Here is a 22,648-nt window from a genome sequence, read left to right on the forward strand (position 1 = left end):
CTGGTGCGATCCAGCTGAAAGAAGGCGTTGAAATGGTTATGCCAGGCGACAACGTTGAAATGTCAGTAGAATTAATCCACCCAATCGCAATGGACGCTGGTTTACGCTTCGCGATCCGTGAAGGTGGCCGTACTGTAGGTGCGGGTGTAGTTGCTAAAGTAACTGCATAATTATAAAATAAGTTTCACAAGCCGAAGTTTGCGGATTTCGGCTTGTTCTACAGGCCAGTAGTTCAATTGGTAGAGCGTCGGTCTCCAAAACCGAATGTTGGGGGTTCGAGTCCCTCCTGGCCTGCCATTTTTCAAAAAAAGCTTGATGCTGGCAAAACTGGTCATATAATAAGTCGCGAATCCTACGACGAGTACAAAAATGTCGAATGATAAATCGCGTGACGCATTAAGCGAAGCGCCAATTCCTCAAAGAAATAATCCTGCTGAAGTTGTAAATTCGGGTTCTCCATTAGACTACGTGTTGTGGATTATCGCCTTGATTTTATTCATTGCGGCAACCATGGTGAATCAGCATCTACCAGCGTACTGGGCACCGGCAAATGATATTTGGGTGCGCGTTGGGGTAATTTTGGCTTGTATCGTAGTGGCTTTAGGTTTATTATACGCCACCCATCAAGGCAAAGGCTTTGTTCGTTTATTGAAAGATTCACGAATCGAGCTGCGTCGAGTGACTTGGCCAACCAAGCAAGAGACAGTGACCACATCTTGGCACGTACTTGCAGTTGTAGTTGTAGCATCCATTTTATTGTGGTGTTTTGACTACGTTTTAGGTTGGGCGATTAAATTTATTATCGGGTAAGAGAGCTATGAAACGTTGGTACATTATTCATGCCTATTCTGGTTATGAAAAACAAGTGATGCGTTCGCTTAATGATCGAATCCAGCGTAGCGCTGTTGCCGATAGCTTTGGTGAAGTCCTGGTTCCTACCGAAGAAGTGGTAGAAATGAAGGATGGCAAGAAACGTAAATCTGAGCGTAAATTCTTTCCGGGCTATGTGCTAGTCGAAATGGAAATGAATGATGATACTTGGCACATTGTAAAAGAATGTCCAAAAGTATTAGGTTTTATTGGTGGTACACCGGAAAAACCTGCGCCAATTACGCAGCGTGAAGCTGATGCGATTCTTGCACGTGTACGCAATACTGGTGAAGCACCTCGTCCGAAGACGATGTTTGAACCAGGCGAAGAATTACTGGTAATTGACGGTCCATTCACCGACTTTAAAGGCGTGGTGGAAGAAGTCCTTTACGACAAGTCGCGTTTAACGTTGACGATTAATGTATTCAATCGACCAACACAGGTTGAGCTGGAATTTCGCCAAGTCGAAAAATCAGTTTAATTCACTGCTGGTTGAAAACGCCCGATTTGTTATGGATCGGGCATTGTTGTTGTAACGGTATCGTTACTTAGAAATCATTGGGGAGCCTAGCGGCGTTTGTACCCAGAGGTAATTGAAAATGGCTAAGAAGATTGACGGCTATATCAAGCTGCAAGTTCCAGCTGGTAAAGCAAATCCATCTCCACCAATTGGTCCTGCACTGGGTCAACGTGGTGTTAACATCATGGCATTCTGTAAAGAATTCAATGCTGCGACACAAAAAGTTGAAGCTGGTCTTCCAATTCCAGTAGTGATCACTGTGTACAACGACAAGTCGTTCACATTCATCATGAAAACTCCACCTGCTGCTATTCTGCTTAAGAAAGCTGCTGGTATCCAGAAGGGTTCAGCTGTACCAAACAAAACTAAAGTTGGTAAGTTGACTCGTGCTCAGTTAGAAGAGATCGCGACTACGAAAGAACCAGACTTAACTGGTGCTGACTTAGACGCGCGTGTACGTACCATCGCTGGTTCTGCACGTTCTATGGGCTTGGAAGTGGAGCTATAAGACATGGCAAAGTTAACTAAACGTCAAAAAGCCATTGCTGCTGCTGTAGAAGCAAACAAAGTTTATACTTTGGAAGAAGCAGTACAAGTTCTTAACAGCCTTCCTGCAGCTAAATTCAAAGAATCTTTGGATGTATCTGTAAACCTAGGTGTTGACCCTCGTAAATCTGACCAGGTTGTTCGTGGCGCGACTACACTTCCTGCAGGTACAGGTAAAACTGTACGTGTAGCTGTGTTTGCTCAAGGCGCTGCTGCTGAAGCTGCTAAAGCTGAAGGCGCGGACGTAGTTGGTTTTGATGACCTGGCTGAAAGTATCCAAGCGGGTAACCTTGACTTTGACGTGGTAATTGCTGCTCCAGATGCAATGCGCGTTGTAGGTAAATTAGGTACAATCCTTGGTCCACGTGGCTTAATGCCAAACCCTAAAGTGGGTACGGTTACTCCTGACGTAGCAACTGCAGTTAAAAATGCAAAAGCTGGTCAAGCACGTTACCGTGTAGACAAAGCGGGTATCATCCACGCTGCGATCGGTCAAGTAGGTTTCACTGCTGAAGCTGTTCGTCAAAACGTTGAAGCTCTTGTAGCTGACCTGAAGAAAGCAAAACCTGCGACTTCTAAAGGTGTATACATCAAAAAGATCACTCTAAGCTCAACTATGGGTCCTGGTCTGACTGTTGATGTAAACAACGTTTCTAACTAAGTTTAACTTAGACAGAATTTTAAAGTCCTGAGTGAAATTTAAAGCACTGCTTTAAATTTCATGCAAGAGAGGGTATAAGCTTCACTCGAAGCATAGCTTCTCGTCTTGCGGATCGGCAAAGCGTTGCTTTGCTGATCGATCCTCAGGCGGACTTTGAATTGGTAAATGAGAATTTATCAGCGTCAAAGACCTCAGGCGAGGGGAGTTTTATGCTCTTCTCTTAAAATCCCAGCCTGCGTAGACGCGGTGGTGTGATTTATTCCTCCTCCGCGTGTGAGTTCAGTGATGAATTCACGAATTGGGAGTGTATCCCTTGTGGGTACATAAATCACCGTTAGGAGGTTTTACAATGGCTCTTCTTATCGAAGACAAAAAACAGATCGTAGCAGAAGTAAACGAAGTTGCTTCTCGCGCGTTCTCTGCTGTTGTTGCTGACTATCAAGGTTTAACCGTTGAGCAATTAACTGCTTTACGTGTTGAAGCGCGTAAGCTTGGTGTTACGACTCGTATCGTGCGTAATACTTTGGCTAAGCGTGCATTCGAAGGTACTCAATTCGATATCTTGAATGCAACTCTTGTTGGTCCAACAATCTTAGCTTTCTCGACTTCTGAAGACGACATGGGTGCAGCTGCACGCTTGTTCGAAGATTTCGCTAAAACAAACAAAGCATTTGAACTTAAAGCTGCTGCATTTGACGGCAAGGTTTATCAAGGTGCTGAAGTTAGCGTGATTGCAAATCTTCCGAACCAAGAAAAAGCGCTTACTATGCTTGCAAACGTTCTTCAAGCTCCTATTTCGAAATTGGGTCGCCTTATTACAGCACTCAAAGAGAAAAACGAGTCAGAAGCAGCTTAAGCTTAAATCAATTTACACACCATTCAATTTCCATTTGGAGTTATTCTCATGGCTTTAACTAACGAAGAAATTTTAAACGCAGTTGCTGAAAAAACTGTTCTTGAACTTGTTGAACTGATCTCTGCTTTCGAAGAGAAATTCAACGTATCTGCTGCTGCTGTTGCAGTTGCTGCTGCTCCAGGCGCTGGCGCTGCTGCTGCTGAAGAGCAAACTGAATTCAACGTTGAGTTGACTTCTTTCGGTGCAAACAAAGTTGCAGTAATTAAAGCAGTTCGTGAAGCGACTGGCCTTGGTCTTAAAGAAGCGAAAGACATGGTTGAAGGTGCTCCAGCAGTACTTAAAGAAGGCGTTTCTAAAGAAGAAGGCGAAGAGCTTAAGAAGAAACTTGAAGAAGCTGGTGCTACAGTTACACTTAAGTAATAGCTTAAGCGGAGTCGATTTTTTTATAATCGACTCCAAAAAATGGCTGATGGCTCTTGGGTCATCAGCCTTTTTGCGTTACAATAATCGGCTCGATTTTTGTTTGCATGATATAAATTTCATACAAATTAAAAATAAAGATAACAATCAAACGCTTACCAATATTTTTCAATGTTAAAAAATATTGTTAAGCGTTTTAATACCACTAAAAATTGCAGCATTTGTAAAGAGTGGTGGCCATATCGGCCTGCGTAATTCCTTCTGAGCCCGTTCTGCAGGCGGGCTTGGTTTACTTTCCGAGGACTCCAGATGGCATACTCATATACCGAAAAGAAACGGATCCGTAAGAATTTTGGTAAATTGCCCCAAGTCATGGAAGCACCGTACCTGTTGGCGATTCAAGTCGACTCGTACCGTACTTTCTTGCAAGATGGCAAATCTCCAAAAAACCGCGAAGATATCGGTCTCCAAGCCGCATTTCGTTCAGTTTTTCCTATAGAAAGTTATTCTGGCAATGCTGCTTTAGAATTTGTTGAGTATAGTCTTGGTAAACCAGAGTTTGATGTGCGCGAATGTATTCTTCGCGGCTCAACTTATGCGGCACCAATGCGCGTTAAAATTCGTTTGATCTTGAAAGATCGTGAAACGAAATCAATCAAAGACGTACGTGAACAAGAAGTCTATATGGGCGAAATGCCATTGATGACGGATAACGGTACTTTTGTGATCAACGGTACCGAGCGTGTAATCGTATCGCAATTACACCGTTCACCAGGCGTATTCTTTGACCATGACAAAGGTAAGACTCACTCAAGCGGTAAAGTGCTGTATTCAGCGCGTATTATTCCTTACCGTGGTTCATGGTTAGACTTTGAATTTGATGCCAAAGATTTAGTCTATGTACGTATCGACCGTCGTCGTAAATTACTGGCGACTGTGGTTCTGCGTGCCCTGAACTATAACAACGAACAGATTCTTGACCTGTTCTACGAAAAAGTTCCTGTTTACCTGGATATGGGTAGCTATCAGATCGACTTGATTCCAGAACGTCTGCGTGGCGAAATGGCACAATTCGATATCACTGATGCTGATGGTAAAGTCATTGTTGAACAAGGTAAGCGTATCAACGCACGTCATGTTCGTCAAATGGAAGCCTCTGGTCTGACCAAACTGTCAGTGCCGGATGAATACCTGTATGAGCGCATTACTGCCGAAGACATCGTGCTGAAAGATGGCGATGTGATTCCGGCCAATACACTGTTAAGCCATGAAGTGATGGTGAAGCTGGCTGAAGGCGGCGTGAAGCAGTTCAATATCCTGTTCACCAACGACATCGACTGCGGTTCATTCATTGCAGATACGCTACGTGCCGATACGACTACAGGTCGTGAAGAAGCACTGGTTGAAATCTACAAAGTGATGCGTCCAGGCGAGCCACCAACCAAAGAAGCAGCTGAGAACCTGTTTAACAACCTGTTCTTCTCTTCTGAGCGTTATGACCTGTCACCAGTCGGCCGTATGAAGTTCAACCGTCGTCTGGGTCGTCCTTATGAAGTTGGTACTGACCAGAAGTCGCGCGAAGTTGAAGGCATCCTGTCGAACGAAGACATCACGGATGTACTGAAAACATTGGTTGAAATCCGTAACGGTAAAGGTGAAGTCGACGATATCGACCACTTGGGTAACCGTCGTGTTCGTTCAGTGGGTGAAATGACTGAAAACCAATTCCGTGTCGGTCTGGTTCGTGTAGAGCGTGCGGTTAAAGAACGTCTATCACAGGCTGAAACTGATAACCTGTCTCCGCAAGATTTAATCAATGCGAAGCCAGTGGCTGCTGCAATCAAGGAATTCTTTGGTTCAAGCCAGTTATCTCAGTTCATGGACCAAAACAACCCATTGTCTGAAATCACCCACAAGCGTCGTGTATCAGCGCTTGGGCCTGGTGGTTTGACGCGTGAACGTGCTGGCTTCGAAGTACGTGACGTACATCAAACTCACTACGGTCGTGTGTGTCCAATTGAAACGCCTGAAGGTCCAAACATTGGTTTGATCAACTCGCTTTCTGTATATGCAAAATGTAACAACTTTGGTTTCTTAGAAACGCCTTACCGTAAAGTTGTTGATGGTCGTGTAACGGATGAAGTTGAATACCTGTCTGCGATTGAAGAAGTGGGTACTGTGATTGCACAGGCCGACTCGGTTGTAGATCAGGACGGTAACCTGACTGAAGAATTCGTTTCTGTACGTCACCACGGTGAATTCGTACGTATGTCACCTGAAAAAGTGACTCATATGGACGTATCTGCTCAGCAGGTGGTTTCTGTTGCAGCATCGCTGATTCCATTCCTTGAACACGATGACGCCAACCGTGCATTGATGGGTTCAAACATGCAACGTCAGGCCGTACCTACACTAATCGCGGACAAACCGCTGGTTGGTACCGGTATGGAAGCCAACGTGGCACGTGACTCAGGTGTGTGTGTGGTTGCAGGCCGTGGTGGTGTGATCGAGTTTGTTGATGCATCACGTATCGTAATTCGCGTGAATGAAGATGAAATGATCGCGGGTGAAGCAGGTGTAGATATCTACAACCTAATCAAATACACGCGTTCAAACCAGAACACCTGTATCAACCAGAACGTTGTGGTACGTTTAGGCGATAAAGTTGCACGTGGTGACATCCTGGCGGATGGTCCATCGACAGATGGCGGTGAACTGGCCCTGGGTCAAAACATGCGCGTGGCGTTCATGACCTGGAATGGTTACAACTACGAAGACTCGATCTTGCTTTCTGAGCGTGTGCTTCAAGAAGACCGTTTAACGTCGATTCACATTCAGGAACTGTCATGTGTTGCACGTGATACCAAACTGGGTGCTGAAGAAATCACGGCTGATATTCCAAACGTCGGTGAAGCTGCGCTGTCTAAACTGGACGAATCAGGTATCGTTTACATCGGTGCAGAAGTGACTGCCGGTGACATCCTGGTGGGTAAAGTAACACCAAAAGGTGAAACTCAGTTGACGCCTGAAGAAAAACTGCTTCGTGCCATCTTCGGTGAAAAAGCAGCGGATGTAAAAGACTCCTCTTTACGTGTTCCATCGGGCACCAAAGGTACAGTGATTGACGTTCAGGTCTTTACCCGTGATGGTCTGGAAAAAGACGAACGTGCACTGGCGATTGAGAAAGCGCAGCTTGATGCATACCGTAAAGACTTGAAAGAAGAATACAAAATCTTCGAAGAAGCAGCACGTGAACGTATTGTCCGTCTGTTAAAAGGTCAGGAATCGAATGGCGGTGGCGGCACCAAACGTGGTGATAAACTGTCTGAAGATATGCTGTCTGGTCTTGAACTGGTTGATCTGCTTGAAATCCAGCCAAGTGACGAAGCGATTGCGGAACGTTTAACGCAAATTCAAACCTTCCTGAAAGAGAAGAGCTTTGAAATTGACGAGAAATTCGCTGAGAAGAAACGCAAACTGTCTACCGGTGACGAACTGACCACTGGCGTACTGAAAGTGGTTAAAGTTTACCTTGCAGTGAAACGTCGTATCCAGCCGGGTGATAAGATGGCGGGTCGTCACGGTAACAAGGGTGTTGTATCCAACATTCTGCCAGTTGAAGACATGCCACACGATGCCAACGGTGTGCCGGTAGACGTGGTACTGAACCCGCTGGGTGTACCATCGCGTATGAACGTGGGTCAGATTCTGGAAACGCACTTGGGTATGGCAGCCAAAGGTCTGGGTGATCAGATCGACAAGATGCTGAAAGAACAGCGCACCATTCTTGAACTGCGTGAATTCTTGGACAAGATTTACAACAAGGTGGGCGGCGAGCAAGAAGATCTTGACAGCCTGACGGATGATGAAATCTTGGCGCTTTCTGGCAACCTGCGTGCCGGTGTTCCATTGGCAACACCTGTATTTGACGGTGCTGAAGAAGGTCAGATCAAAGACTTGCTTGAACTTGCGGGTCTGTCACGTACCGGTCAAACCGTATTGTATGATGGCCGTACGGGTGAGCGTTTCGACCGTCCAGTTACTGTCGGTTACATGTACATGCTGAAACTGAACCACTTGGTTGATGACAAGATGCATGCGCGTTCAACTGGTTCTTACTCATTAGTAACACAGCAGCCGCTGGGTGGTAAGGCACAATTCGGTGGTCAGCGTTTCGGTGAGATGGAAGTCTGGGCACTAGAAGCATACGGTGCAGCTTATACGCTTCAAGAAATGCTCACTGTGAAGTCGGATGACGTTGAAGGCCGTACCCGCATCTATAAGAACATTGTAGATGGTAACCATTATATGGATCCGGGCATGCCTGAATCGTTCAACGTATTGACCAAAGAGATCCGTTCTTTAGGTATCAACATTGAACTGAAAAATGGTGACTAAGAATCTCCATTAAATCTCCCTAAATCCCTCTTTGTAAAAGAGGGACTTTTCCCCCTTTGAAAAAGGGGGATTAAGGGGGATTAAAATTCAGTTAAAAAACAATATTTGTGACCCAGTCGGAAAGTGAAAATCTTACCGGCACACGGAGAAAAAAATTGAAAGACTTGCTCGATATCATGCGCAAAAAGACGGACTCAGACGGTCATGCTCCTGTAGAGTTTGATCGCATCCGTATTGGTCTTGCGTCACCAGAAATGATTAAGTCGTGGTCTCATGGTGAAGTTAAAAAGCCTGAAACCATTAACTACCGTACCTTCAAACCAGAACGTGACGGTTTGTTCTGTGCCAAAATCTTTGGTCCAGTCAAAGATTACGAATGCTTGTGTGGTAAATACAAGCGTATGAAATACAAAGGCGTCATCTGTGAAAAATGTGGCGTTGAAGTAACAACTGCAAAAGTTCGTCGTGAGCGTATGGGTCACATCGAGCTGGCATCTCCAGTAGCACACATCTGGTTCTTAAAATCACTGCCGAGCCGTATCGGTCTGTTATTAGACATGACCTTACGTGATATCGAACGTGTTCTGTATTTCGAATCTTATGTAGTGACTGACCCAGGTATGACTCCATTTGAGAAATACCAGCTTCTGAACGATGAAGAATACTTCAATGCGTTGGAAGAGCACGGTGATGAATTCACAGCGAAAATGGGTGCAGAAGCAGTTCAGGACCTGTTAAAAGACATCGATCTTGAAAACGAAATCTCACGCCTGCGTGAAGAAATTCCACAAACAACCTCTGAGACGAAACTGAAAAAAGCGTCTAAGCGTTTGAAATTGATGGAAGCGTTCAAAGAGTCGAACAACAAGCCAGAATGGATGGTGATGAATGTACTGCCAGTACTTCCGCCAGACCTTCGTCCGCTGGTTCCGCTTGAAGGTGGCCGTTTCGCAACGTCTGACCTGAACGACCTTTACCGTCGTGTGATTAACCGTAACAACCGTTTGAAGCGTCTTCTTGACCTTGCAGCGCCAGACATCATCGTACGTAACGAAAAACGTATGTTACAAGAGTCTGTAGATGCATTGCTTGATAACGGTCGTCGTGGTCGTGCGATTACCGGTTCGAACAAACGTCCGCTGAAATCTTTGGCCGATATGATCAAAGGTAAGCAAGGTCGTTTCCGTCAGAACTTGTTGGGTAAACGTGTTGACTATTCAGGCCGTTCGGTGATTACCGTAGGTCCTACTTTACGTTTGCACCAATGTGGTCTTCCGAAGAAAATGGCGCTGGAACTGTTCAAGCCGTTCATCTTTGCGAAACTGCAAGCCTCTGGTCAAGCCACTACCATTAAAGCTGCGAAGAAAATGGTTGAGCGCGAGACGCCAGAAGTTTGGGATGTTCTTGCATCTGTGATTCGTCAGCATCCAGTGATGTTGAACCGTGCGCCAACCCTTCACCGTTTGGGTCTGCAAGCGTTTGAACCGATTCTGATTGAGGGTAAAGCGATCCGTCTGCACCCGCTCGTTTGTGCTGCGTTCAACGCCGACTTCGACGGTGACCAGATGGCGGTACACGTACCATTAACACTTGAAGCGCAATTAGAAGCGCGTGCGTTAATGATGTCGACCAACAACATTCTGTCTCCAGCCAACGGTGAGCCAATCATCGTACCGTCTCAGGACGTGGTCTTGGGTCTTTACTACATCACCCGTGATGCAGTAAATGCCAAAGGTGAAGGCATGGTGTTCGCAGATACGCATGAAGTTAACCGTGCTCTTGCAACTGGTCAGGTTGATCTACACGCTCGCGTAAAAGCGCGTGTATACCAAACTGTGATCAATGACAACGGTGAGCGTGAGCAACAAACTATTGTTGTAGACACCACGCCAGGTCGCTGCCTGCTTTGGGAAGTTGTGCCAGAAGGTTTAAGCTTTGAGCAAATAAACGTTGAGATGACCAAGAAAAACATCTCTAAGTTAATCAACTCTTGCTACCGTAAACTGGGTCTGAAAGACACGGTAATCTTTGCTGACCAATTAATGTACTTGGGCTTCCGTCAAGCGACGCGTTCAGGTGTATCTGTTGGTATGGAAGACATGGTTATTCCACCAAGCAAACAGGCGATCATTGACAAGGCAGAAGCTGAAGTTCGTGAAATCGAACAACAGTTCGAACAAGGTTTCGTAACGGCCGGTGAACGTTATAACAAAGTCGTCGATATCTGGGCACGTACCAATGACCAGGTAGCGAAAGCGATGATGGACAACTTGTCTTTCACCACTGTGAAAAACAAACAGGGTGAAGACGAGAAGCAGAAATCATTCAACTCGATCTACATGATGTCGGATTCTGGTGCCCGTGGTTCGGCAGCTCAGATTCGTCAGCTTGCAGGTATGCGTGGTCTGATGGCGAAGCCGGATGGCTCGATCATTGAAACACCAATTAAGGCGAACTTCCGTGAAGGTTTGACGGTACTTCAGTACTTCATTTCAACGCACGGTGCGCGTAAAGGTTTGGCCGATACTGCACTGAAAACTGCGAACTCGGGTTACCTGACGCGTCGTCTGGTTGACGTTGCGCAAGACTTGGTGATCACTGAGCCAGATTGTGGCACCATGGCTGGTCTGGTGATGACACCATTCATTCAGGGCGGTGACGTGATCGAGAACCTGGGTACGCGAGTACTGGGTCGTGTGGTTGCTGAAGACGTGAAGAAAGCCGGTTCAGATGAAGTGATCCTGCCACGTAACACCTTAATTGACGAAAAACTTGCCAACTTCCTGGAAGAGCAAGGTGTCGACGAAGTGAAAGTACGTTCAGTAGTATCATGTGAATCGACCTTCGGTGTGTGTGCGAAATGTTATGGTCGTGACCTTGCACGCGGTCACTTGGTGAACCCAGGTGAATCTGTGGGTGTTATGGCGGCACAATCAATTGGTGAGCCAGGTACACAGTTAACCATGCGTACCTTCCACGTGGGTGGTGCGGCAAGCCGAACTTCTGCTGCCAACAGCGTTCAAGTGCGTAACAAAGGTACCGTACGTTTCCACAACGTGAAAACTGTACAACATGCCAAAGGTCACCTGGTATCGACCTCTCGTTCAGGTGAAATTGGTATTGCAGATGACTTAGGTCGTGAGCGCGAGCGCTATAAACTGCCTTACGGTGCGTCAATCTTGCTGAAAGATGGCGAAGCGGTAGAAGCAGGCGGTATCGTGGCGACTTGGGATCCGCATACCCATCCACTGGTAACTGAAGTTGCAGGTAAAGTACGTTTCAGCCAGATCGCTGATGGTGTCACTGTAACCTCGAAAACGGATGATGCAACCGGTATGACCACAATCGAAATCTTGCCAGTGACTTCACGTCCTGCGTCAGGTAAAGATTTACGTCCTGCTGTTGTGTTAGACACCGTGGACGGTGGTGAACAGTTCTACTTCCTGCCACAAAACACTATTCTTTCGGTTCGCGATGGCGAAACCATTGGTGTCGGTGACGTTATTGGTCGTGTACCACAAGAATCTTCACGTACCCGTGATATTACTGGTGGTCTGCCGCGTGTTGCTGACTTGTTCGAAGCACGTAAACCAAAAGAGCATGCGATTTTGGCAGAAGTGTCAGGTATCGTGAGCTTCGGTAAAGAGACCAAAGGTAAGAACCGTCTGGTGATTACCCCGGATGATGGTTCAGAGATCTACGAAGAGCTGATTCCGAAATGGCGTACTATTAACGTGTTCGAAGGTGAGCATGTGAACCGTGGTGAAACCATTTCTGATGGTCCACAAAACCCGCATGACATCTTACGTCTGAAAGGTGAAGTGGCGTTGACCAACTACATCGTGAACGAAGTTCAGGACGTTTACCGTCTGCAAGGTGTAAAAATCAACGACAAGCATATTGAAGTCATCGTACGTCAAATGCTGCGTAAAGTTGAAATCACTGACGGTGGTGATACCAGCTTCATCAAAGGCGAACAGGTGGATTACATCCGCGTGGTTCAAGAAAACCAGGCTGTACTTGCACAGAACAAGTTCCCAGCGAAGTTTGATCGCCAGTTGATGGGTATTACCAAAGCATCGCTGTCGACGGATTCGTTCATCTCTGCTGCATCGTTCCAGGAAACCACACGTGTGTTAACTGAAGCGGCTGTAACCGGTAAAGAAGATGATCTACGTGGTCTGAAAGAAAACGTCGTTGTTGGTCGTCTGATCCCAGCGGGTACAGGTTTGGCTTACCACTTAGAGCGTCGTCGTCAGGAAGCAGAAGCTGCAGAATTTGAACTGCAAAATGACTTCTCTGATGTAGACCAAGCATTAAGTCAGGCATTTAACCAGGAATTCTAAGCTGGTGAAATGACAACCAAGAGACGCCTTCGGGCGTCTTTTTTTATGCCTGAAAAAAGGGTATCGCGCTGTACTTTGGCGTTAGATGGGCCGGGTTGCTGCTGCAAAGCGGGTGTTTTTACATAAATCCTCTATTGGTTACCAAGTTGGTAACATATTGCTCAGATTCGACCCATCAATATCGAATAAGCTAAAGCTATGACCAAAACAGGGGAAGAGCGATCATGAAAAAAGTTATCGGTGTTATGGCAGCCGCCACCTTATCTACCTTTATGCTGGCCGGCTGTGAAAGTATGTCTCCAAATGAACAGCGTATTGGTGCAGCGGCCTTAGGTGGTGCAATTGGTGGTGGTGTCGGTGGTAATGTCGGCGGTACTGCAGGTGCAGCCATTGGTGGTGGTGCCGGTGCAGCAGTGGGTAGTAAAACCCAGGATGGTTCAAACCGTAACGCGACCTATAGTGGTGTCGGCGGTGCAATTGGTTCTGCGGTAGGTAAAAGCATCTTCGGTGGTAGTACTGGTGCAGCGATTGGTGGTGCGATTGGTGGCGGTGCAGGTGCCGCGATTGAGCAGAACCGCTAAGTCTGGTTTAGACGATCTCACATAAAAAAAGCGCTTAAAGATAAGCGCTTTTTTATTTAGCCGGCAGCATGCGGCTTTCTGCGGCGGATGTATACCGTCTTTTCTACCTCGGCAATACGTACGCCGGCTTCATCAAAAATATTCAGGTGATAGTTGCGATACACCGGTGCGTAATTCTCGGCCAGTTCCCGAATGGTAGCGACCTCCATGGCATTGAGGCGGATATCGGCATAGACCATACTGCGACCGGGCGCTAGAAAGCGGATGGTCGCGGCCTTATCCCAGACAATATATTTTGAGCCAAGATGATGCATCAACAGCAGCATATAAAACGGATCGACCATGGCATACAGGCTACCGCCAAAATGCACCCCAACAATATTCTGGTTTTTACGCGTCAGTGGCATTTTGACACGAATGTGGTAATTGGCCAGATCCATTTTCTCGACCGCAATACCGGCGCCGCGATAGGGGGCATAGCGATTGATCAGGAATTTGGACAGGGTCGGAATTGTCTGTAGTTTTTTTAAAAGGCTCATAAGGGTCAATTATTTTTATTGCACTGATCTGCATACTAGAACAGAAACCGGCAGGTGGCATTGATTTGATTGACTGCACTTGCCAATAAACAGCCAATACAAGAAATCACCCATAAACAGAACAGGATGTCATCATGCACGCTCATACGCAGTGGATTCATACCTCAGACCAGCAGCGCCTGTATGTCAAAAGCTGGGGCAAGCCGGACAATCCGGCGCTGGTACTGGTTCATGGTTATCCCGACAATCAGGAAGTCTGGGAAGCTGTTATTACCCAGCTGATTCAGGATTTTTATATTGTGACCTATGATGTGCGTGGGGCCGGTCAGTCTTCCATTCCGAAGCATATTCATGATTATCGGCTGGCACGCCTGTCTGAAGATTTACTGACTGTGGTGGATGCAGTGCTGCCCAACCGGCCATTTCATCTGGCTGCGCATGATTGGGGTTCAATTCAGTCCTGGGAGTCGGTGACCGATGCCCGGTTTCGCCAGCGGATTCTTTCTTACAGCAGCATTTCCGGGCCTTGTCTGGACCATGCTGCATTCTGGATGCGTGCCCAGTTACAGCAGGGTAAGACTAAATTCTTAAAACAGCTGGGCAAGTCCTGGTATATCGCTGTGTTTCAATTGCCCTTACTGGCACCGACGGTGTGGCAATACATGAGTGCAGAGCGCTGGGGCAAAATGCTACAGCAGCTGGAGCAAAGCTCGGGTCTGGCCTTAAACCCGAATATCCAGCAGGATGGTCAATATGGCGTCAATCTGTATCGGGCCAATTTTATCCCGCGTTTGCTCAAACCACGTCAGCGTGTGGCGATTTGTCCGGTACAGGCCGTGGTACTGACCGAAGACCGCTTTGTCAGTCCGGAGCTGATTGATGAAGTGCCGAACTGGGCAGCAGACTTCCAGCGAGTGGAGATTGCGGCCAATCACTGGGCAATTTTAAGCCAGCCGGAGCGGATTGCTCAACATCTTCGGGATTTTGCATTTTCAAAATCAGGTAGTTAATTTGACTGTTACTGGCAAGGTCAAGACAAATATCGGACAGCGCAACAACAGCAGCTAAATAGCGATCAATCTCTGATAAAATAGCGTTTTTTCTCGATCCGTCTTTTCTTATGTTTGCAATTCTTGCCGCCATCGCAGTCATGTTCGGGCTGTCGTTGGCACGTGTTCCTGTTGTTTTTGCACTGGTCATTGGTGCCGTTACGGGTGGTTTGCTGGCTGGTTTGGGCCTGCAAGGTACTTTAGAGGCGTTTAATAATGGCCTGGGCGGTGGTGCTAAAATTGCTTTGGCCTACGGTATTTTAGGTGCTTTTGCACTGGCTCTGGCGCGTTCAGGTTTACCTGATTTATTGGCCTATAAAATGATTCACACCTTAAAGGGTGAGGCCGATCTGAAAGCGCAAAACCGGGTCAAATACTTTATTTTCCTGGTGGTGGCCATTGCCGCGGTATTCTCCCAGAACGTGATTCCGGTACATATTGCCTTTATTCCGGTGCTGATTCCGCCATTGTTGATGGTATTTAACCACCTGAAACTGGACCGTCGTCTGGTGGCCTGTTTATTGACCTTTGGTCTGGTGGCCACCTATATGCTGGTGCCGGTCGGATTTGGCGCCATCTTCCTGAATGATATTCTGGGCCATAATATTAATACCTTTGGCAAGCCGTATGGATTTGAGATCAGCTATGACCAGATTCCAACAGCGATGGCCATTCCGGTATTCGGGATGTTTGTCGGTTTGCTGATCGCGGTGTTTTTCTCATACCGTAAGCCACGTGAATATAAAGACGTGCATATTGAAGAGCAGCAAAGCATTTCGGCTGAAATGGGTGTGGCACAAAAATCAGGTCAACCTGAAGTGGCGACGTTCACCATCTGGATGGCAGTCATTGCGATTCTGGTAACCCTTGGCGTGCAGCTGTATTCAGATTCGATGATTCTGGCCGGTCTGGTTGGTGTAGCGATTCTGAGCTGTGCCGGGATCTTTAAGTGGAAAGAAGCGGACGATGTTATTATTACCGGTATGCGGATGATGGCACTGGTTGGCTTTATTATGATTGCTGCGCAAGGTTTTGCTGCCGTGATTGAGGCAACAGGACAGGTTTCTGCGCTGGTTGAAGCGTCGGTTGACTGGATTGGTAATAGCCAGGCACTTGCAGCCTTTTTAATGTTGTTGATTGGTTTGCTGATTACTTTGGGCATCGGTTCATCATTCTCTACCATTCCGATTCTGGCGATTATTTATGTACCGCTCTGTATTCAATTTGGTTTTAGTCCTGCAGCAACTATTGCGATCATTGGGACTGCGGCTGCACTGGGCGATGCCGGTTCACCTGCTTCGGATTCGACCTTGGGGCCAACCTCAGGCCTGAATATGGATGGTCAGCATGACCATATGAAAGACAGTGTAGTGCCGACCTTTATTCACTTTAATATCCCGCTGATGATTTTTGGCTGGATTGCCGCCATGGTGCTTTAACCTGAAATATCCCGGGAATAAAATCCCGGGATTTTTTTGAATCATAGATGTATTTATAATAAATCTTATAATCATTCTGATAATCTAATAATAGATGTATTTAAAATATATATTATAGAGTGTTTAAAATAAACCTGAGTATTTTAATCTGAATATTATTATTTAATCTTGATAAATCAGGTTGGTATTTAAAACCAAGTTGCGTGGTTGGTTAAAATAAATTAATTTAATAATCAATAGTTTGAAAATAATATAAAATTATTATATCGGATAAGTATTGCATATTAATTTATAACGTGTTTATTATTAATTAATGTTTAATTTTTGAATAAATAATCTTCCAGTGGGGTATTAAAATGTTAAAGCAAATTACACTCGTTGCATTAATGGGTCTTTCTGCTTCTGCGATGGCAGGCCAATGGCAAGTCAAGCTGGGCGGTTCGGTTGTAGCACCTACAGGCGATTATAATCTCGGCGGCGCAACAGTTGAGGCAGATCATGAATATGCATTTACCCCGTCAGTTGAATATTTCTTTAATGACAATATTTCGACAGAACTGCTTTTAGCTGCACCAATTAACCATGATGTTCAGTTAGCGGGTACAGATGTGGTACGTATTAAACATTTACCACCAACGCTGACGGCAAAATACCATTTTAAAAACAATACCGGTTTTACACCGTACATTGGTGTCGGTGGTACCGCATTTGTGGCTTGGGATGAGCGTACCAAAGGTCTGGGTGATACCGATGTGAAAGTAAAAGAAGATTTTGGTTTTGCCGGCCAGATTGGTTTTAACTTCCAGCCAGCAGATGCCAAAAACTGGGGCGTATTCTTTGATGCACGTTATGCGCAACTTAGCCCTGAAGTTACTTTAAGTGGTGATGTGGCAGCCCAATTCGATTTAGATATCGATCCAATGGTGTACACCATCGGTTATAGCTACAAATTCTAATTATAAAAAAGTACCAATAATAAAATTCAGCGTAGCCCCATCCTTGTGATGGGGCCTTTTTATTGCAAAATGATAACAATAGAACAAAATCAGAATATTGAGTTAAGTATTCGTTTTCATTTAATTTGTAGTGAATGAAATGAAAGAAATGAAAAAGTGAGAAGATCAAATATGAATAGAAATACAACCTTTGCCTTGGTCTTCGCCAGTTTGATCAGCCTGCCTGCCGCTGCAGCCAGCTTTAATTGTGAACGTGCTCAAACCCCAACCGAACATGCCATTTGTGAACATCGTAATGTTAATGATGCCGATGTGAAGATGGCCACCACCTATAAAATTATTAACCGTCTGGTACCGATGGGGACACGTTCGGCTATACGGGATGAACAGGTGCGCTGGCTGGCCCTGCGTGACCGCTGTGGCCAGTCGGTTGAATGTCTGACCCAGGTTTACCAGATGCGTCAGCAAAAGCTGGAGCAGTATATGCAGCGGGTCTATCAGCAGGGCCCATTTTAATATTTTTTTGTTTTCCTATTGAAAAATCGTCGCCTCACTCCAATTCATAAGGCATTCCAATACAACAATGCTGTCAATTTAAGGAGTGATGAATGAGCGAACAAAGCGCACAAAAACACAGTTTCCAGGCTGAAGTGGCTCAGCTTTTACATTTGGTGACGCATTCTCTTTATTCCAACCCTGAAATTTTTCTGCGTGAACTGATTTCTAACGCCTCTGATGCCTGCGATAAATTGCGTTTTGAAGGCATTAACCATCCTGAATATTATGAAAATGATCCGGACCTGCGCGTGCGTGTGCGTCTGGATGCAGAGAACAATACCCTGACCATTTCCGATAACGGTATTGGTTTAAGCCAGCAGGAAGCGATTGATAACCTGGGGACCATTGCCAAATCCGGCACCAAAGACTTTATGTCCAAGCTGACCGGTGATCAAAAAGCCGATGCCCAGCTGATTGGCCAGTTTGGGGTGGGTTTCTACTCTGGCTTTATTGTGGCCGATAAAATTACCGTAGAATCACGCCGTGCCGGTCTGGACGCATCGGAAGGTGTACGCTGGATCAGCGGTGGCACCGGTGAATTTGAAGTCGAGCAAATCAACAAGGAAGGTCGTGGCACCGACATCATCCTGCATTTACGTGAAGATGCGTTGGACTATCTGCAAAGCTATAAAGTGAAGCAGATTATCAATAAATATTCTGATCACATCAGCCTGCCCATTCAAATGCAAAAAGAAGTCTGGCAGGAAGAGGAAGTAGCGGAAGGTGAACAGCCAAAAGGCGGCCAGTATGTGAAAACTGATGAATGGGAAGCGATTAACTCGGCCAGTGCTTTATGGACCCGCAGTAAAAACGAGATTAGCGAAGAACAGTATATCGAGTTTTATAAAAACCTGAGCCATGATTTTGAGGCACCGCTGGCCTGGTCGCATAACCGTGTCGAAGGCAGCACCGAATATACCCAGTTGCTGTATATTCCGCCAAAAGCACCACATGATATTTTTACCCGCGAAGCCAAAGCTGGCATCAAGCTGTATGTCAAACGCGTATTTATTATGGATGATGCTGACAACCTGATTCCAAACTATTTGCGTTTTGTACAGGGTGTGGTGGATAGCGCCGATTTACCGCTGAACGTCAGCCGTGAACTGCTACAGGAAAGCCGCGATGTGAAAACCATACGTGAAGGTAACGCACGCCGTGTGCTGACCATGCTGGATGGTCTGGCCAAATCTGAAGATGAAAAAGACCAGAACAACTTCAAGACTTTCTATCGTGAATTTGGTTCGGTCTTAAAAGAAGGCCTGGGCGAAGACTTTGGTAACCGTGAGCGTATCCTGAAATTATTACGCTATGCGACCTCCACCCAGGATGAGGTCAGTACCTCACTGGCAGATTACAAAGCGCGGATGCAGGACGGCCAGAAAGCCATTTACTATGTAACCGCAGATAGCCTGACCGCGGCCAAGAACTCGCCGCAGCTGGAGCTGTTCAAGAAAAAAGGCATTGAAGTCCTGCTGATGACTGAACGTGTTGATGAATGGGCCATGAACTTCGTACATGAGTTTGATGGTACACCGCTGCAAAACGTGTCTAAAGGTGCGGTCGATTTGGGCGATCTGCAAGATGCTGAAGAGAAGAAGGCACTGGAACAGGCGGCAGAGCAGTTTAAGCCAGTGGTGGAGCAGCTGTCTGAATCGTTGAAAGACAAAACCAAAGAAGTGCGCGTGACCACACGACTGGTTGATTCTCCAGCCTGTCTGGTTACGGCTGACGGGGAATTGTCGCCACAGCTGATCCGGATGCTGAAAGATGCCGGTCAGCCGGTGCCAGAAATGAAACCGATTCTGGAAATTAACCCGCAGCATCCGTTGGTGCAAAAACTGCAAGGTTCGGCCCAGTTTGATGATCTGGCCAATGTGATTTTTGATCAGGCCCTGATTGCAGAAGGGGGACTACCAGAAAATCCGGCAGAGTACCTGAAACGGATCAACAGCTTATTATTGAAATAAGCCCATCAAAAAACCTCCTGCGGGAGGTTTTTTAATGCACGATTATATTGTTGATGGTTTTAGAACAGGGCTTCTAAACGCAGCAAGACACTCGGGAAATGGCTGCGGTCTTCACGGTCATCATTATAGTAATTCAGGTCGCCCTGCACAAAAAACCATTCGCGCAAGAACGGCTGACGCCAGGACACAAATGGCCCCCAGCTGTTCAGGCGTAAATCATCATTATGATAATAACCGCCGGTGTAGAGCCCGTAGTTAAAACGGTTGCCATGGAAAAACTGGTGCTGTCTAAAGCTGTAATTGTCCCATCTGAGGTCATCATCCTGTTCATCGGCATAGGTCAGGCTAAACTGGTTGCTTAAAAACGGATGATCAGGCCGGGCATGAATAAGTTCCAGGTTTGTTCTTAAATAGTTTTCACTGTCGAGGCCGTAACGGTAAATCTGCTCGGCATGAAAGGAAAAATCATTGACCAGTTCCCAGTCCTTGGCAATTTTTAAACGGGCATAAATATCATCGCCAGAACGCACCCCGAGGTCGGCATCGGTTTCAAAAGGCAAACGTTCAGTGAAGTCAGACCAGCGTAAGGCTAAGGAGCTGTTGTCTTCACGCGCCCGTCGGCCATCTAGGGTTTTGTCCGGGCTGTTGCTGGGGTTTTCATTGGTAATGGCAACACTGTTTTGCAGTTCGTTATCCAGCGAGTCATCACCAAAGACCAGACTTAATTTGCGTTCCAGCGTCGGCAGTTTAATCCGGCCACGTACCCGCGGTTTAATATCGTAGTCATCATATTTGTTCCAGCGACTGTCGACCAGAATACGCAAGGTCGCAGAGGCCGGTTCCTCCGGGCTGGTTTCTCCAAACCAGTTATCAATTTTATGTGCGGTATTGTCTGCCCAGAGGCGAATCTGTTTCTGGCGCCGGTCTACCCAGCTTTGTTCTTCGGTTTCATGCGTGGGCTGCACAATCGGTTCATTCGACTGTTCCGGCAAAATGGTTGGGGTGGCATCAATCAGGCGCGGCAGGGTATAGAAAAAACCATTACCCGCCTCAGTTTCGGGTACCAGCGGCACCTCATAACCTGGTGGTGCGGTCTGCTGTTCTGCGTCCAGGTCGGTATTGTTGTCTGCAACCGTATATCCACTGCCTAACAGGCAAAATAATAATAATGATGGCGCTATAAAATGTACTTTTCTTGGCATTATTTACTGATCTTTAAGCTCTTTTTGCTAGTGTTGAAAATCTTCAGGCGAAAAGCAAGATGCAGCTACAAAAACATAAACATTAACTGGCGGTGAGCTGTTGAATGGCCTGAACCAGACGTAAAGGATCGACCGGCGCAGGCAGATGATTCAGGACTTTTTGAATGATCTGCCAGCTCACGCCCTGCTGACGATCGAGCAGAATATAGGGATAGGCCTGTTCGGTACGCGCCAGTTGTAAACGCTGCTGGCCATGAATCAGGCGAATTTTTTGTCGCTCTTTTAATAAAATCAGCGGTGTGGCCAGCGTGGCTGCTGTTTCTTCAAACTGGATAAATTTCTGGGTATGAATCAGTTGTAGCGGAATAAACGGATAATAATCTTCTTTGTGCCAGATCATCTGCTCGGCATGTTGATAGCACTGAAACAGACTGTCCAGCGCAAACAGCTGGCTTTCCAGTACAGCGCTGTCTATTTCACGAATTGCGGCAATTTTATGTTCGTGCTGCTGGCTAAAGGCATGGGCAAAACGGGTGGCCTGCATAGCATCCAAGGCGCCAAACAAGACCAGATATTTAATAAAACGGCCTTGGGCATTAATTTGCTCGGCCACATAACCGGGGCGTTTGAGCAGAGCCGCTTGCTCTGCATCATGAACCAGCACATCGGCATACTGCATCACTTCAGGCCGGGCCGGTAAAAATACCCGGCACAGTGTTTCCGCCGGCAGATGGTCCAGGGGTAATTCGGAAATCGGGCAGCTGAGCTGATTGAGCAGCAGATGACGGGCGCTAGACTCTGCTTCGGGTACGGAATCTGCTTGCTGTTCAGGCTGAACAGGTGCGGCTTTGGTAGGCTTGAACTGCTGAGCTGCTGCTTCAGGTTCTATCGCTACAGATGAACGTGCTGCGACGGTATGCTGAAAGGCCTGCGTTGCGGCATAGTTTTGCTGGTTAAGTAATTCCAGATCGGTATGCAGACTGCGATACTGATGCTGCTGTTGCAACATCCAGCGATAGACCTGTTCCAGATTGCCCCAGTCACTGAGCAGGGCAGTACGTGCGGGTGCCGGAATCAGCCAGATTTGCCAGCCGGAGGCGGGCTGATACAAGATGGCCCAACCTGAATCGGGCTGGGCATATAAGGCCTGTTCTAGCGCCTCGACCTGCTGAAACACGCCCCGAAAAGAACGTGCATAAATGGTGTCACGCGCAAATTCTTCGGCAGAACGTTCCGGCTGCACCTGTGTCTTATAGGCCAGAATCTGCTTTTTAAACAGAGGCTGGTCGCATTCAACAAAAATACTTTTAATCCGGCTTTTGGCCTTGGCGGTTTCATACAGACTCAAGGAACGACGCTCCAGTGCGCCCGTCAGGTCATGCAGTTCTTTAATCAGCCGGGATTTTTCTAAAGTATTCATGGTGGAAACTTAAACCAGTTGTTGTGCTTTTTCCAGATAACTGGCCAGGACAATATTCAGGGCCAGTTCAACCAATTTGTATTCGGCAGAATGCGGCTGTGAATAATGTTCCGCCAGCGCCACCAGATTTTCTACATTAATCTCTTGTGGAGAAATTTTTCTCTGAATCAGGGCTTGAAGTTCGTGCATTGCTCTCTCATCAACCTGTACTTAAATAATTGTTTTGGATCACTTTGATTATAGGTATTTCACTAAAAATTACATGAAAAAAAATGTCAGCTTTTGTGGATTTTTAGGCATTTATGACAGAAATTGGG

At 46.5% G+C, this 22,648-nt stretch carries 17 protein-coding genes, 1 tRNA gene and 2 pseudogenes; 16 read left to right on the forward strand and 4 right to left on the reverse strand.

The genetic code is table 11. The features are described 5' to 3' along the window. From FTU69_RS06925 to FTU69_RS06975, 11 genes and pseudogenes are all read left to right on the forward strand, one after another. A pseudogene (locus FTU69_RS06925) lies at positions 1–170 on the forward strand (elongation factor Tu); the annotation flags it as partial. Between the two features lie 51 nt (positions 171–221). Next, positions 222–297, forward strand: a tRNA-Trp gene (locus FTU69_RS06930). 72 nt (positions 298–369) lie between these two features. Beyond that, the gene (secE, locus tag FTU69_RS06935; protein WP_005181678.1) at positions 370–810 is read left to right on the forward strand and encodes a preprotein translocase subunit SecE; all 441 of its coding nucleotides are present in this window, start codon (positions 370–372) and stop codon (positions 808–810) included. 7 nt (positions 811–817) lie between these two features. Next, entirely contained in the window at positions 818–1,351 is a 534-nt protein-coding gene (nusG, locus tag FTU69_RS06940; RefSeq protein WP_005181681.1) for a transcription termination/antitermination protein NusG, read from the forward strand. Positions 1,352–1,469: 118 nt separating this feature from the next. Continuing rightward, positions 1,470–1,898: a 50S ribosomal protein L11 gene (rplK, locus tag FTU69_RS06945; protein WP_004868049.1), complete on the forward strand. Its 429-nt coding sequence runs from the start codon at positions 1,470–1,472 to the stop codon at positions 1,896–1,898. Positions 1,899–1,901: 3 nt separating this feature from the next. Then, entirely contained in the window at positions 1,902–2,597 is a 696-nt protein-coding gene (rplA, locus tag FTU69_RS06950) for a 50S ribosomal protein L1 (protein ID WP_005181684.1), read from the forward strand. A 349-nt stretch (positions 2,598–2,946) separates the two neighbouring features. Continuing rightward, entirely contained in the window at positions 2,947–3,453 is a 507-nt protein-coding gene (rplJ, locus tag FTU69_RS06955; protein ID WP_075167586.1) for a 50S ribosomal protein L10, read from the forward strand. A gap of 48 nt (positions 3,454–3,501) precedes the next feature. After that, the gene (rplL, locus tag FTU69_RS06960; RefSeq protein ID WP_004774018.1) at positions 3,502–3,873 is read left to right on the forward strand and encodes a 50S ribosomal protein L7/L12; all 372 of its coding nucleotides are present in this window, start codon (positions 3,502–3,504) and stop codon (positions 3,871–3,873) included. 309 nt (positions 3,874–4,182) lie between these two features. After that, positions 4,183–8,271, forward strand: coding sequence for a DNA-directed RNA polymerase subunit beta (gene rpoB / locus FTU69_RS06965; protein ID WP_163146199.1), 4,089 nt, complete (start codon positions 4,183–4,185; stop codon positions 8,269–8,271). Positions 8,272–8,426: 155 nt separating this feature from the next. Then, on the forward strand, positions 8,427–12,617 hold the full coding sequence (gene rpoC, locus FTU69_RS06970; protein WP_005181690.1) for a DNA-directed RNA polymerase subunit beta': 4,191 nt from the start codon (positions 8,427–8,429) through the stop codon (positions 12,615–12,617). Between the two features lie 224 nt (positions 12,618–12,841). After that, positions 12,842–13,198, forward strand: coding sequence for a hypothetical protein (locus FTU69_RS06975; protein ID WP_005181692.1), 357 nt, complete (start codon positions 12,842–12,844; stop codon positions 13,196–13,198). A gap of 56 nt (positions 13,199–13,254) precedes the next feature. Here the strand turns inward: FTU69_RS06975 and FTU69_RS06980 are convergent, their stop codons facing one another. Beyond that, positions 13,255–13,737: a DUF4442 domain-containing protein gene (locus FTU69_RS06980; RefSeq protein ID WP_180103633.1), complete on the reverse strand. Its 483-nt coding sequence runs from the start codon at positions 13,735–13,737 to the stop codon at positions 13,255–13,257. Positions 13,738–13,871: 134 nt separating this feature from the next. Here FTU69_RS06980 and FTU69_RS06985 point away from each other — a divergent pair, with 134 nt between their 5' ends. From FTU69_RS06985 to htpG, 5 genes are all read left to right on the forward strand, one after another. Next, positions 13,872–14,747 (forward strand): alpha/beta fold hydrolase, encoded by an 876-nt coding sequence (locus tag FTU69_RS06985; protein ID WP_168383607.1) that lies wholly within the window; start codon positions 13,872–13,874, stop codon positions 14,745–14,747. A 110-nt stretch (positions 14,748–14,857) separates the two neighbouring features. After that, the gene (locus FTU69_RS06990) at positions 14,858–16,225 is read left to right on the forward strand and encodes a Na+/H+ antiporter family protein (protein WP_005181697.1); all 1,368 of its coding nucleotides are present in this window, start codon (positions 14,858–14,860) and stop codon (positions 16,223–16,225) included. 356 nt (positions 16,226–16,581) lie between these two features. After that, on the forward strand, positions 16,582–17,181 hold the full coding sequence (locus FTU69_RS06995) for an OmpW family protein (protein WP_163146198.1): 600 nt from the start codon (positions 16,582–16,584) through the stop codon (positions 17,179–17,181). A gap of 171 nt (positions 17,182–17,352) precedes the next feature. Beyond that, positions 17,353–17,697: a lysozyme inhibitor LprI family protein gene (locus tag FTU69_RS07000; RefSeq protein ID WP_016659674.1), complete on the forward strand. Its 345-nt coding sequence runs from the start codon at positions 17,353–17,355 to the stop codon at positions 17,695–17,697. 92 nt (positions 17,698–17,789) lie between these two features. After that, entirely contained in the window at positions 17,790–19,709 is a 1,920-nt protein-coding gene (gene htpG / locus FTU69_RS07005) for a molecular chaperone HtpG (RefSeq protein ID WP_005181707.1), read from the forward strand. A 59-nt stretch (positions 19,710–19,768) separates the two neighbouring features. Here htpG and FTU69_RS07010 read toward each other — a convergent pair. The 3 genes and pseudogenes from FTU69_RS07010 to FTU69_RS07020 form a co-directional block, all read right to left on the reverse strand. Beyond that, positions 19,769–20,731: pseudogene (locus FTU69_RS07010) on the reverse strand (hypothetical protein); the annotation flags it as partial. A 262-nt stretch (positions 20,732–20,993) separates the two neighbouring features. Then, on the reverse strand, positions 20,994–22,331 hold the full coding sequence (locus tag FTU69_RS07015; RefSeq protein ID WP_180103635.1) for a hypothetical protein: 1,338 nt from the start codon (positions 22,329–22,331) through the stop codon (positions 20,994–20,996). 9 nt (positions 22,332–22,340) lie between these two features. After that, entirely contained in the window at positions 22,341–22,520 is a 180-nt protein-coding gene (locus FTU69_RS07020; protein ID WP_005181710.1) for a hypothetical protein, read from the reverse strand. Positions 22,521–22,648: the final 128 nt, after the last annotated feature.

This window comes from Acinetobacter sp. YH12134 (assembly GCF_013418555.1).
In the GTDB taxonomy this organism is placed as follows: Bacteria; Pseudomonadota; Gammaproteobacteria; order Pseudomonadales; family Moraxellaceae; genus Acinetobacter; species Acinetobacter indicus.